Origin of the sequence: Butyrivibrio proteoclasticus B316, assembly GCF_000145035.1 — a bacterium.
Taxonomy (GTDB): domain Bacteria; phylum Bacillota; class Clostridia; order Lachnospirales; family Lachnospiraceae; genus Butyrivibrio; species Butyrivibrio proteoclasticus.
In genome coordinates this window covers 2143577-2156408 of sequence record NC_014387.1, presented here as the reverse complement: position 1 = coordinate 2156408, position 12832 = coordinate 2143577, and the positions used below count along the sequence as shown (strand labels likewise).

General features: G+C 41.7%; 12 protein-coding genes. 10 read left to right on the top strand and 2 right to left on the bottom strand.

Annotated features, from left to right (window positions below):
• Window positions 1-4 precede the first annotated feature (4 nt).
• From BPR_RS08890 to BPR_RS08880, 3 genes are read left to right on the top strand one after another with little or no spacing between them, the layout of a single operon-like run.
• Window positions 5-1270 (top strand): hypothetical protein, encoded by a 1266-nt coding sequence (locus BPR_RS08890; RefSeq protein WP_013281143.1) that lies wholly within the window; start codon window positions 5-7, stop codon window positions 1268-1270.
• A 3-nt stretch (window positions 1271-1273) separates the two neighbouring features.
• Window positions 1274-1939: a DUF6320 domain-containing protein gene (locus BPR_RS08885; RefSeq protein WP_013281142.1), complete on the top strand. Its 666-nt coding sequence runs from the start codon at window positions 1274-1276 to the stop codon at window positions 1937-1939.
• A gap of 36 nt (window positions 1940-1975) precedes the next feature.
• Window positions 1976-3160, top strand: a complete 1185-nt coding sequence (locus BPR_RS08880) for a pectin acetylesterase-family hydrolase (protein ID WP_013281141.1) — start codon at window positions 1976-1978, stop codon at window positions 3158-3160.
• Window positions 3161-3229: 69 nt separating this feature from the next.
• Here BPR_RS08880 and BPR_RS20730 read toward each other — a convergent pair whose 3' ends face one another.
• Window positions 3230-3400, bottom strand: coding sequence for a hypothetical protein (locus BPR_RS20730; protein WP_013281140.1), 171 nt, complete (start codon window positions 3398-3400; stop codon window positions 3230-3232).
• 151 nt (window positions 3401-3551) lie between these two features.
• On the opposite strand from BPR_RS20730, the gene BPR_RS08875 reads away from it, so the two are divergent.
• Window positions 3552-4721: a hypothetical protein gene (locus BPR_RS08875; protein ID WP_042256826.1), complete on the top strand. Its 1170-nt coding sequence runs from the start codon at window positions 3552-3554 to the stop codon at window positions 4719-4721.
• Between the two features lie 112 nt (window positions 4722-4833).
• Here BPR_RS08875 and BPR_RS08870 read toward each other — a convergent pair whose 3' ends face one another.
• Entirely contained in the window at window positions 4834-5133 is a 300-nt protein-coding gene (locus tag BPR_RS08870; protein WP_013281138.1) for a hypothetical protein, read from the bottom strand.
• A 294-nt stretch (window positions 5134-5427) separates the two neighbouring features.
• On the opposite strand from BPR_RS08870, the gene BPR_RS08865 reads away from it, so the two are divergent.
• The 6 genes from BPR_RS08865 to BPR_RS08840 all read left to right on the top strand — a co-directional run bounded on the left by BPR_RS08865 (window position 5428) and on the right by BPR_RS08840 (window position 12831).
• A complete protein-coding gene (locus BPR_RS08865; RefSeq protein WP_013281137.1) occupies window positions 5428-7278 on the top strand; it encodes a carboxylesterase/lipase family protein in 1851 nt (616 codons plus the stop codon).
• Between the two features lie 244 nt (window positions 7279-7522).
• Window positions 7523-8104, top strand: a complete 582-nt coding sequence (locus BPR_RS08860; RefSeq protein ID WP_013281136.1) for a glycerol-3-phosphate responsive antiterminator — start codon at window positions 7523-7525, stop codon at window positions 8102-8104.
• Between the two features lie 41 nt (window positions 8105-8145).
• Window positions 8146-9648: a glycerol kinase GlpK gene (gene glpK, locus BPR_RS08855; RefSeq protein WP_013281135.1), complete on the top strand. Its 1503-nt coding sequence runs from the start codon at window positions 8146-8148 to the stop codon at window positions 9646-9648.
• 78 nt (window positions 9649-9726) lie between these two features.
• On the top strand, window positions 9727-11166 hold the full coding sequence (locus BPR_RS08850) for an NAD(P)/FAD-dependent oxidoreductase (protein WP_013281134.1): 1440 nt from the start codon (window positions 9727-9729) through the stop codon (window positions 11164-11166).
• A 5-nt stretch (window positions 11167-11171) separates the two neighbouring features.
• A complete protein-coding gene (locus BPR_RS08845; protein ID WP_013281133.1) occupies window positions 11172-12440 on the top strand; it encodes an NAD(P)/FAD-dependent oxidoreductase in 1269 nt (422 codons plus the stop codon).
• A gap of 25 nt (window positions 12441-12465) precedes the next feature.
• On the top strand, window positions 12466-12831 hold the full coding sequence (locus BPR_RS08840) for a DUF1667 domain-containing protein (RefSeq protein ID WP_013281132.1): 366 nt from the start codon (window positions 12466-12468) through the stop codon (window positions 12829-12831).
• Window position 12832 lies beyond the last annotated feature (1 nt).

Genomic DNA, 12832 nt, shown 5'->3' with positions numbered 1-12832 from the left:
TTAGATGGAAAAAAGTAACAATTGGTACAAGCTTGATAACGCAGCCAAGATAGTACCATCAACTGCAAAGGGTGCAAATACCAGAGTGTTCAGACTTACGTGCCAGCTGACAGAGCAGGTTGACGAGGACATTTTGCAGCAGGCGCTTGATGAGATTATCGAGGAATTTCCTCTATTTAACTGCGTGCTAAGAAGGGGACTTTTCTGGTACTACTTAGAGGACAGCGATCTTAGAGAAACAGTTGAAGAGGAAAACACTCCCGCGTGCCTTCCTCTGTACATTCCGGGACGTAAGAACCTCTTGTACAGAGTAAACTACTACAATAACAGGATCAACCTGGAGATGTTCCATGTTCTTGCAGATGGTACAGGTGCGTTTATGTTTTTCAAGAATCTCATTACCAGATATCTTGTTATCAAGCACAACATAGATGCAGACATTAAACCTTCAGATGAGTTCTCTATTGAGGAAAAAAATGTTGATGCCTTTACTGATTTTTACAGTAAGCAAAAGGGCTTAAAGCAGCTCAAGGAGATGCGTTCAGTAAAGGCGTACCAGATAGGTGGTGAGATAGATGACAATCTTTTGCCACATCTGATAGAAGGAACTGTATCAGCCAAAAAGTTCCTTGATATCGCGCATGAGCATAATACAACAGTAGGTGTTATGTGTGTTGCTGTGTACATCAAGGCTATAATTCAGGGAATGAACAGGGCTCAGAGCAAAAAGCATATTGTTGTAAGTGTTCCTGTTAATCTCAGGCAGTATTTTAAATCAGGTACCAGCAGAAACTTTTTTGGAGTTATAAATATCGATTATGACCCTGCAAACTATGACGGACAGATGAGCAGTATCATCAGTCAGGTTGATAAGGATTTCAAGGAGAAGCTCTCTCAGGAAAACATCGAGAAGACTATGAATTCTTACGCTGCTCTTGAACACAACATAGGAATCAAGATGATCCCACTTCCTATCAAGGATATTGGAATAGGCTATTTCGACAGAGCCGCCAAGAAGGGCGTTACAAGTTCAATGTCCAATCTTGGACAGATCAAGATGCCTGAAGAAGTGGCAGATTATATCGAGGGCTTTAGTGCTTTCATGACTGCTGCAAGCCAGCAGGTTACAGTATGCTCCTACAAGGACAGACTCTCTTTTGGGGAGTGCTCGCCTTACAAGACGCATAAGAGTATGCTGAATTTCTTTAGATGCCTTACAGAAATGGGGCTGGAAGTAGAAATTGGAACTAATGATTACGACAAGGAGTAAGTGATGCAGTATTGTCCTAAATGTAAAGTACAGATAAGAGGGCGTAAGGCCTGCTGTCCGTTATGCCAGGGACAGCTTAAACAGGTGGATGGCGAGCCGGAGGCTCCATTTCCTACCTTGAAAAAGAAAAAGGTTAGTAGCATTACCTTGTTTAAACTTGCTACTTTTATTTTTATTGCTTCTGAGATTGTTTTTGGAACAGTAAATTATCAGACGGATAATAAGTATCCTTTTATAGGAATTACTATGCTGGGACTATTGGTTGCGTGGATCACATTTGTGACTACCCTGTATCTGAGAAACAATCTTATTAAGGTCATAACCTTTGAGGTGATCGTTGCAATTGTAGTTGACGTGTATGTTGATTTTCATACCGGCTACCATGGCTGGAGCGTAATGTGGATGGTTCCAAGCACGCTTTTGGGGCTTGCGATAGCCACTGTCATAACAGCCAAAGTACTCAAATTAAGGCTTGATGAGTATATTCTGTATCTGGTACTGGATCTTGTAATGGCACTCTTACAGATTGTATTTATCAAGATGGGCCGTAATTTCTTTACCTGGCCTGCGGTTATCGTGATCATGATCTACATGATACTGATAGCAGGACTTGTTATTTTCAGGTTCAGAGACCTAAAGAGGGCATCTGAGAAGATGTTCAATATGTGATCTGGCCATTATTTCTGAATGCGGGAACTGATTAGAATGAGTCTTAAAGACAGAATCAATAAAAACAACTTCAAAAAAGGCATTGTCTTTGCGTCCAAGGTTGGAGACTTTGTTGAGAACAAGATTGGCAAAGCCATTGAAGAGAGCTCTTTTAAGGCGGAAGACCTTCCTGATAAACCTGAGAAGATGACCTGGTATAAGGTTCCTCTTGAAAGAGGACTTTCAGGAGACGGCTCCGAGTATCATATATATGTTAAAATTGCAGATCCGGACAAGCTCTGCGTCTTTTTATCAGGAGGGGGAGTTGCCTACAACGAGTATACTGCCGCCAGACCTGTTACAGGCGGAAAAGTAGCGGCAGGCCTTCCTAACTACTACTGGAATAATCTAAGGCCATTTACCCAGATCATGAATATAAACGTGGGAATAACGGATATATTCACGGATAAAAACCCCTTCAGGGATTGGAGCTTTGTGGTCATAACTTATGCAACAGGGGATTTCCATGTTGGCAATAATGATTATCCCTATGTTGGAGAAGATGGTCAGGATAATGTCCTTCATTTTCACGGATACGTCAATTTCCTTGAGAGTATGAAGGTTTCTAAATCTCTTTTCCCTAATCCCGGAACATTGCTGATAGCCGGTAATTCCGCCGGTGCCTTTGCTGTACCTGCTCTTGCCGGTGAGATTGTTGATGATTATTATCCCAAGGCCAGAAATATAACTCTTTTCTCTGATAGCGGATTGCTGCTATACAAGAACTGGCGCAAGACTGCCAGGAATATCTGGATGACTAAGGATTCAACCTGGAAGGCTATCCATGGGGACAATATCACGTTGGACTGGTATAAAGATCTCTATGCCAGATATGGAGACAGGTTCAGATATCTGTATTCGAGCTCAATATATGATTATCTGCTAAGTGCCTATTATAACGACATAATCAACAAGAAGTACAAGACTGATCAGGATGTTCAGCTAGAGTATTATAAACAGCTTCAGACTATGGTAAAAGAGCTCAAGGATATAACTCCACAGTTTGGCATGTTCATAAATGACTGGAAGATACCACTTATAACAATGGGTGGAACTGTTCACACAAGTGTGAGAGAACCGCATTTTCTGCTTTTTACGGAAAATGGTATCACTATGGCGAAATGGCTCATTGATGCCTGCGAGGGAAAGGTCTACGATGTTGGAATGGATCTTCTGAGATAGTTGATCATGGCATTAAAAAGGCCGCTTAATAAAGCGGCCATGTAATGTCAAATATTATAGACTGCTATGTCAGTCTACGAAGCATTCTTCAATCTGAGCTTCATACTCACTACGAAGTTCTTCCGGAATATCGTACTCATCCAATGCCTCTGCAACTGACCAGTGTTCGTTGGTCATGGAGCGAAGGATGTTGCGAATAACCCTTGAATCAAGAGCCCCAATATCGGCAACATTACTCATAATCTACACCCTCCTCAAAACAAATACATACGAAATAAAAATCATTTCTTAACTACAATATATTGTATTACAAAAAAATATAGATACAAGTATTGACATTTATAGTGAAACAATTTTTGTAAAATATGCACAGAAAATGAGAGGGAATTTCATGCATATAACGACAATTGCTCTGATTATTTCTATACTGGGTCTGATCACTTCCTTTGGTTTTGTAGGAATAATACCATCACTGATTGCCTTTGTTCTGAATATTCTTAACTTGAAGGAAGAACAGTCAATTAGAACGACAAGGCCACTTGCAATTTCTTTGGCAGGGATTCTGTTACCGCTTGTAATGTATCTTAACAGTTACGGAATAGGCCTTCCTTACGAGAAGCCTGAGAAACTTGGTATGCTCACTCAGATAATCTACGATAATTACTCAAGGCTTGGGTTTGATATGTCAGGACTTTATTCAAAAGGAAAAGACCAGGAAATAGCAGCAACTGTGAAAGCTTCAAGCGATATGTACTATATTTCCGATGGCGTTGTCCTTGATGATGATGGCGCCAAAATAGATGAGAGCGTAAGAGAGAGCTCTTTTGACAAGGCATCAGATGATGGACAAAAGACTTCAAAAGAGAAAAATAAGATATCCAAAGAGCTTGATCCTGAGAGCATTTTTGAGAGTATAGACAGCTTGGATGAATCCAGTGGAAATGACTATGGAGCTGATAAAAAAGGCGCCTCGGATGATGATATGCCATCCTATGGAGGGCTTCCTATAGGAACACTTATTCTCGGACAGTATTTTCGCGAGGACGATCACAACTGTAATCCGGTCCTGGTTCTTCAGAATAAGACAGGAAATGACTGCAGATTTGAATGTCTTTTTACAGCAAGGGATGAAGAAGGAAATGAACTTGCCACGTCAAATAAGACGGTTGAAGTAGTCAAAGATGGTGAGAAATTTGTATTTGAGGGCCGCTTTGATAAAGACGAGCTTGGAAGGAAGCTCCCTGCCATGTATGAATTTCTTATTTCAAAGAGAGAACCTTATGAAGATAATCTATATGATGAGGTTACGGTGCTGGGGGAAGTGGTAGAGAATTCAGCATTTGTAACAGCGATGAACACAAGTAAAAAGAAGGCTAAGGTTGATGCCTATGTTCTGTTTTTTGATGGGGATGAGCTTGTTGATTGTATCTGGATGATACCTCAAAATTCCGGGGAAGTATGCATAGAACCGGGAAGCAGCGCTGCAATAAAGGGAGATGCCTATTATAAATTCGACAGAATAGAGACCTATTATACTGCTTATGAAGCAGTGGGAGAGTAAGCCGGGAATCAGTTAAACACAGGGTTGGAGCACACAACATGAATAAAGTCATCGGGGATACCGATGACTTTTTGTTTATGATACGTTTATGATATAAGTTATTTCGCCGAAATTATTGAGGAGAATCAGGCTTTCCGCTTTCAACCATCATATTTATTGCTTCAAAAGCAACTTCATAGATGGCGGCAAGATCCTTGGCACCTTCATCGTCCTTACTGGCAAGCTTACGATACTGGTTGAGAAAATAAAGTCGTGACTGTTCTATAGTCTGCTTATTGATCACGTGACCGTTACTGAAGATGCTTCCTGTGTCAGCATTATATTTACCGGCTGTATATTTAGCTTTTTGGGCATCGCCCATTCCCATAGATTTGGCCAGTGAATGAATGAGGTCTTCTCTTCCAAGTGACATGTTATTCTCCTTCCGAATTTGTTATGTGATAGCTATGTTTTTGCTTTATGACTTTTGACTCCTATATCATAATTATATAACAAATAATGTCGAATGAGCGTTATATATTTATAGAGATACTTAAATAGATCAGAAGAGTCAAATACAAAACCTGGCAAAAAAAAATTGCACACAATCTAAATTAGTGGTATAACAATGTACTAGCACAGTTGTTTTATGTTGGAACAATAGGATGATATATGAATTGCTGCTTGACTGGTGTCATTTGCGCAATTTTACAAGGAGGTAGAGAAAGTGGTCTTATACTATATATGCATAATACTTATAGGAGCTTTATATATAGCTTTTCTAGAGCTGTCCAAAAACCTGATAGTTGGCTGGAGTATCGGAATATTAGCTACTATTGCTATGCTTGTATATAGAAGCGTATTTTATAAAAAGAAAAAGGGTGCAGACAAGCTTTGGCCTGCATTTGTGATTTTTGCAGCGGTACTTGTTTTAAACTATGTGATCACAAGTCCGCCAATCAAGAGAGTTCCTGCTGTAGCAAACAAAAATCCTGATGTTACAGAGGTTATGACAATTCCTCAGGGACAACTTACGGGAGTATACAATGAAGACCATTCAGTCAGAGTATATGCCGGTATTCCTTATGCCAAGGCGCCGGTAGGAGAGCTTAGGTTCAAGGAACCTCAGGCTCCTGAAAACTGGGAGGGAGTTAAGACCTTTGATCATTTTGGACCAATGGCTATGCAGTCAAGAGGTTCTGTCTGGTTTGACTCTCTTTCACACATCCTTGGATGGCATGATTATCAGGTCAAGTTTGGTGATGAGTATATTGAGGATATGAGTGAAGACTGCCTGTATCTCAATGTTTTTACTCCCGAAAAAGAAAGGGATGAACTTCTTCCTGTTATCTTCTATGTTCATGGAGGATCTCTTACTACAGGAGACCCCTCATACACTGAATACAGAGGAGAGACACTTGCCAAAAAAGGCGTGGTGTTCGTTGACTTTGCATACAGATTAAATGTCTTTGGATATTATGCAGCTGAAGATCTTGCGGCAGAATCTCCTAACGGAACTACCGGTGATTATGGCCTTCTTGATCAGATTGCAGCTCTTAAGTGGGTATATGACAACGTCGAGTACTTTGGAGGAGATAAAAACAAGATCACTATAGCCGGAGAGTCGGCAGGTGCTTCAAGTGTAAATGCTCTTTGCGTTTCTCCCCTTACAAAAGGCCTGTTTAGATATGCCATAGCAGAGTCAAGCGGTATCGTGCCAAAAGAGCCTTTCCATACTTTCAGATATTTTGAGGACGCAATTACAGCCGGTAATAATGTAAGAGAAGAGTTCGGAGTAACTTCTTCAGAAGAACTTAGAAATATACCGGCTTCTGAACTTGTTAAGGCTAAAACACAGAATTCTTCTATGACTATAGATGGATATGCTATTACTGAGCAGCCTTACCTTACATATGAAAAAGGTGAGAATCATGAGCAGGCTCTTCTAAACGGATTTAACGCAAAAGAGGCAGATGCATTTCTTTTAAATACAGAAGCTACAATTGATAACTATGCTGATCTTCTTGCAGAAGACTTACCGGGGTATGCCGAGGAACTCGCAAAGGTTGTTCCTCCAACACTTCCCCAGAGAGATCAGAAGTTTATTATCGATGCAGGTGGTGAAGCCAAGGGTGCTCTTAATGTTGCATACAGCGCTATGTGGTTTAGCTATTCGCACTATGTATGGAACAACTACATGATCAAGCAGGAGAGACCGGCCTATGAGTATTATTTCACCAAGACAAATGATATTTTGTCTAATTACCATGCCGGTGAGCTTCCATATGCCTATGGAAACCTTTGGAGACATCCGGGACTTTATGATGAAGATGACTACAGGCTTTCTGAGATAATGCAGAGCTATTGGGTCAACTTTGCATACACAGGAGATCCAAACGGATTTCTTTTAGATGACTTTGGAGAGCCGACTTCAGAGCTTCTTCCTGCCTGGGAAAAGAGAACAGAAAGTCAGGATAAGCTATTGCAGCTTGATACAGAAGTTAAGATGGTTGATGATCCTAATATGGAAATCTATAAAGTGATCGATAAGTTTATGGACAGCAGAGTATCTGAATAAAAAATACAAATAGTTATAATTTACAAAATCGGCACCTGAAATTATGCATATTTCACAAAGAATATCAAAAAATCAGGAAACGTTTTATAACATGTTGCGTTTTGTATCTTAAAAGTCTATTATAGATTCATGGATAGATTTTTAATTATGAACCTTAGAGATGAGAGCAAAGGGTAAGAAAGAGGGAGGACCTCTTCTTATTTCTTGCGCTCATTTTTTTATGCCATATTTTTGAGAGACTTACATGGATAACAGAGAATTTATATCAAGGATAGAACAAACACCAATAATAGCAGCGGTTAAGGACCATGAGGGACTTGAGACAGCACTTGGAGAGGATGTAGAGATCATCTTCGTGTTATACGGAGATGTCTGTACAATTTCAGAGATAGTTGACGAGATTAAAGCCGCAGGCAAAGTGGCAATGGTCCACATAGATCTGATAACAGGACTTAATAATTCAAGAGATGTTTGCGTAGACTTCATCAAGAACAACACGCAGGCAGATGGGATCATTACTACCAAAAGCAATCTCATTCCCCATGCCAAGGAGCTGGGACTTAGCACTGTCCTGAGATATTTTATTTTGGACAGCATGGCACTTACAAATATTGAGAAACAGTCAAGGACATCAGGCGTTAAGCCGGATTGTATCGAGTTTCTTCCCGGAATTGTTACACCCAAGATGATCAGGAAGATCAACAAGGTCAGCAGAGTTCCGATTATAGCCGGGGGACTTATCTCAGATAAGGAAGATGTTATGAACGCCCTTGATGCAGGGGCGATTGCCATTTCTTCTACCAATGAAGAAGTGTGGGGACTATAAATACCATTTAGACATAATGATTTAAACAAAGGAGTATAGGTATGGCGAAATATGTAATGGCACTGGATTCAGGCACAACAAGCAACAGGTGCATACTTTTTAACGAAAAGGGAGAGATGCTCAGTATCGCCCAGAAGGAGTTCACACAGATATTTCCTCAGCCGGGATGGGTTGAGCATGATGCAAGCGAAATCTGGCAGACTCAGCTGTCTGTAGCCCGCGAGGCTATGGCCAAAGTTGATGCAAAGAGTGAAGACATTGCGGCTATTGGAATTACCAATCAGCGTGAAACAGTTATTATGTGGGACAGAAAGACAGGTCAGCCGATTTCACATGCAATCGTATGGCAGTGCCGCAGAACTTCTGATTTTGCAGAGAAGATGAAAAAAGAGACTCCCGGAATTGTGGAGCTTTTCCAGCAAAAAACAGGCCTTAAATTTGATCCTTATTTCTCCGGAACCAAGATCAGATGGATACTTGATAATGTAGAGGGAGCCAGAGAAAAGGCAGAAAATGGAGAGCTGTGCTTTGGAACTGTTGATTCATGGCTTATTTACAAGCTGACTAAGGGAAAGGTTCATGTTACTGATTATTCCAATGCTTCGAGAACTCTTTTGTTCAATATCAATACCCTTGAGTGGGATAAGGAATTGTGTGACCTATTGGATATCCCAATGAGTATTCTTCCTGAAGTTAAGCCTTCAAGCGGTGTTTATGGTGAGACAGATCCGGAGTTCTTTGGAGGACCTATCAAGATCGCAGGTGCTGCGGGAGATCAGCAGGCAGCTCTTTTTGGACAGACCTGTTTTAATGAGGGTGATGCCAAGAATACCTATGGAACAGGCTGTTTCATGCTGATGAATACAGGCGATAAGCCAATTTATTCCAAGAATGACCTTCTTACAACAATCGCATGGGGAATTGAAGGTAAGGTTACATATGCTCTTGAAGGCTCAGTATATGTGGCAGGAGCAGCAATTCAGTGGCTCAGAGATGAACTGAGGGTAATAGATTCAGCTCCGGACTCAGAGTATTTTGCAACAAGAGTTAATGATACAAACGGCTGCTACGTGGTTCCGGCATTTACAGGACTTGGCGCTCCATATTGGGATCCATATGCAAGAGGAGCTATTGTTGGCCTTACACGCGGCGTCAACAAATACCACATAATAAGAGCAACACTGGAGTCTCTGGCGTTCCAAACCTATGATGTTCTTCATGCTATGGAGCTCGATACAGGTAAGAAGATCACTTCACTTCGAGTAGATGGCGGAGCTTCCAAGAATAACTTCCTGATGCAGTTCCAGTCAGACATCATAAATACTAATGTTATCAGACCAAGCTGTGTTGAAACTACCGCTCTTGGTGCAGCCTATCTTGCCGGCTATGCGGTTGGCTTCTGGAAGGACAGGGATGATGTATGCAGCAACTGGTCAATAGAGAAAACTTTTGCTTCTCAGATGTCTTCTGAGGAGAGAGAAAAAGAGCTTAAGGGATGGCAGCAGGCTGTAGCATCAACCAGAGGATGGGCCAAGGAAGTCTGAGCAGTTTTGAAAAGGTCAGTTTATATAATTGAAAAATTATAGCAAAAAGATAAGTATTAGGGAAAAGAGGAGATTATTATGTTTGACGTAATTGTAATTGGTGCCGGCGTTTCCGGATGTGCGATTGCAAGACAGCTTTCACGTTATAAGGCCAGCGTATGTGTTCTTGAAAAGTGTGAAGATGTATGCGAAGGAACATCAAAGGCAAATTCAGCCATTGTTCATGCGGGCTTTGATGCTGATGAAGGCTCGCTTATGGCTAAACTTAATGTTCGCGGAAATGAGATGATGGATGATCTGGCAAGAGATCTTGATATCCCGTTTAAGAGAAACGGATCGATGGTTGTCTGCATCCACAAGGAAGAACTTGATGGCCTTAAGACTTTATATGACAGAGGAGTTAAAAATGGTGTTAAGGGTCTTAAGATCTTGAGCAGAGAAGAGGCGCTTGAGATGGAGCCAAATCTTTCCGAGAATGTTGAAGGAGCTCTTTTTGCTCCTACAGGCGGAATCATCTGCCCATTTGAGCTGACTATCGCTATGGCAGAAAATGCCAATGTCAACGGAGTGGATTTCAGATTTAACACAAGAGTTGAAGATATCAGGAAAGGCGAGGATGGCTTCTGGCACCTTAGGACCAATAATGGAGAATATGTGTCTAAATATGTCGTAAACGCAGCCGGTGTGTATGCTGACAAGATCCACAACATGGTAAGTGCAGACAAGATGCATATTATAGAAAGACGTGGAGACTATTGCCTCCTTGATAAGCAGGTTGGAGGATATGTGTCACACACTATTTTCCCTCAGCCGACTAAATATGGTAAGGGAGTACTTGTTACGCCTACTGTACACGGAAATCTTCTCGTTGGACCTACAGCAATTGATATAGAGAATAAAGAGGGAACAGCTACAACTGCAGAAGGAATCGATGCTCTTACAGCCAAGGCATCAGAGAACGTGAGAAATCTTCCTATGCGAAACGTCATTACCTCTTTTGCAGGATTACGTGCACATCTTGAAAAACATGAGTTTGTAATTGAGGAAGTTAAGGATGCACCTTGCTTTATAGATGTTGCGGGAATTGAATCACCCGGCCTTTCTGCATCACCTGCTATCGGTGAGATGGTTGGCAATATGCTCCGTGACAAGATGAACCTTACAGAAAAAGATAACTGGATAGGGACCAGAAAGGGTATCACCAGAACAGAGGGACTATCAGTTGAAGAGATGAATGCTCTTATCAAAGAAAATCCTGCATATGGAACTATCGTCTGTAGATGTGAATCAATCACAGAAGGCGAAATTCTGGATGCCATTCATAGACCTTTGGGGGCAAGGTCGCTTGATGGAGTCAAGCGAAGAACCAGAGCCGGAATGGGCAGATGTCAGGCAGGCTTCTGCTCACCAAGGACAATGGAGATATTAAACAGAGAGCTTGGGCTTTCTTATGAGGAAATAACAAAGAGTGGCGGTAAGTCAAATATCGTCATCGAGAGAACTAAAGGGGAGGTATAAGGATCATGAAGACATACGATATAGTTATAGTTGGTGGTGGTCCTGCAGGCCTTGCGGCAGCAGTTGCCGCAAAGGAAGCTGGAAATGACAGCATCCTTATCCTTGAAAGAGACCATGAACTTGGAGGTATTCTTAATCAGTGCATTCACAATGGTTTCGGCCTTCACACCTTCAAAGAAGAGCTCACAGGTCCTGAGTATGCTTACAGATTTATCAAGCAGGTTCTGGACCTTGGTATCGAATACAAGCTTAATACAATGGTTATGGACATTGCAGAAGATAAGACTGTGACAGCCATGAACAGAGAAGATGGTATGTTCCAGATTCCTGCCAAGGCTGTTATCCTTGCAATGGGATGCAGAGAGAGACCTCGTGGAGCCCTGAACATTCCTGGCTACAGACCGGCAGGTATCTTCTCAGCTGGTACAGCTCAGAGACTTGTAAATATCGAAGGCTACATGCCAGGTAGAGAAGTAGTTATCCTTGGATCCGGTGATATCGGACTTATCATGGCACGCAGAATGACACTTGAGGGAGCTAAGGTCAAGGTTGTGGCAGAGCTCATGCCTTACTCAGGCGGTCTTAAGAGAAACATCGTTCAGTGTCTTGATGACTACGGAATTCCTCTTAAGCTCTCACATACAGTAGTTGATATTGAGGGAAAAGAGCATGTGACAGCTGTTACTATCGCTGAGGTTGGCCCAGACAGAAAGCCTATCCCCGGAACAGAAGAAAGATATACTTGTGATACACTTCTTCTTTCCTGCGGACTTATTCCTGAGAATGAACTTTCAAGGGCAGCAGGAGTTGAGATGAGTCCTATAACTTCAGGCCCTGTAGTTAACGAGTCCCTTGAAACTAATATTCCCGGAGTATTTGCCTGTGGTAATGTCCTTCACGTTCATGATCTTGTTGACTATGTTTCTGAGGAAGCAAAGAGAGCAGGCCAGAATGCTGTTAAATACATAAATGATGGCTGCAAGGATGATAAGGGAGCTTCAGTCATAGAAGTTACTGCGACACAGGGCGCCAGATACACGGTTCCAAGTTCTATAAACGTAGATAGAATGGACGATCTTCTGACAGTCAGGTTCCGTGTCGGTGATGTTTACAAGAATTCTTTTGTCAGCGTCTATTTCGATGATGAAAGAGTAATGCATAATCAGAAGAGAATCCTTGCTCCCGGTGAGATGGAACAGATCATTCTGAGAAAGAGCCAGTTGCAGGAGCATAAGGAAATTAAGAAGATTACCATCAAAATTGAACAGGAATGATGTTAATGATCATAAGGAGACAGATATGGAGAAGAGAGAACTCACATGTATAGGCTGCCCCATGGGATGCCAGCTTACTGTCAGTATGGAAAATGGCGAAGTGACAGAAGTTACAGGAAATACATGCCCCAAGGGTGATATATATGCCAGAAAAGAAGTAGTTAATCCTACACGTATTGTTACTAGTACGGTTAAGATCACAGGCGGTGACAAGGAGAGAGTGTCGTGCAAGACTGCTAGTGATATTCCAAAGAGTAAGATCTTTGATGTCATGAAAGACATTGATGCTGCCAGAGTTATAGCTCCTGCGCATATAGGTGATGTGCTGATCAGGGATGTAGCCGGAACAGGCGTAGATGTTATAGCAACAAGAAATGTAGAAGTAGTATAAT

Bases quoted from the DNA above. Each gene is read 5' to 3' on its own strand.
- BPR_RS08845 (WP_013281133.1), top strand. From the start codon at position 11,172: ATGAAGACATACGATATAGTTATAGTTGGTGGTGGTCCTGCAGGCCTT.
- BPR_RS08840 (WP_013281132.1), top strand. From the start codon at position 12,466: ATGGAGAAGAGAGAACTCACATGTATAGGCTGCCCCATGGGATGCCAG.
- BPR_RS08875 (WP_042256826.1), top strand. From the start codon at position 3,552: ATGCATATAACGACAATTGCTCTGATTATTTCTATACTGGGTCTGATC.
- glpK (WP_013281135.1), top strand. From the start codon at position 8,146: ATGGCGAAATATGTAATGGCACTGGATTCAGGCACAACAAGCAACAGG.
- BPR_RS08890 (WP_013281143.1), top strand. From the start codon at position 5: ATGGAAAAAAGTAACAATTGGTACAAGCTTGATAACGCAGCCAAGATA.
- BPR_RS08880 (WP_013281141.1), top strand. From the start codon at position 1,976: ATGAGTCTTAAAGACAGAATCAATAAAAACAACTTCAAAAAAGGCATT.
- BPR_RS08870 (WP_013281138.1), bottom strand. From the start codon at position 5,133: ATGTCACTTGGAAGAGAAGACCTCATTCATTCACTGGCCAAATCTATG.
- BPR_RS20730 (WP_013281140.1), bottom strand. From the start codon at position 3,400: ATGAGTAATGTTGCCGATATTGGGGCTCTTGATTCAAGGGTTATTCGC.
- BPR_RS08850 (WP_013281134.1), top strand. From the start codon at position 9,727: ATGTTTGACGTAATTGTAATTGGTGCCGGCGTTTCCGGATGTGCGATT.
- BPR_RS08885 (WP_013281142.1), top strand. From the start codon at position 1,274: ATGCAGTATTGTCCTAAATGTAAAGTACAGATAAGAGGGCGTAAGGCC.
- BPR_RS08860 (WP_013281136.1), top strand. From the start codon at position 7,523: ATGGATAACAGAGAATTTATATCAAGGATAGAACAAACACCAATAATA.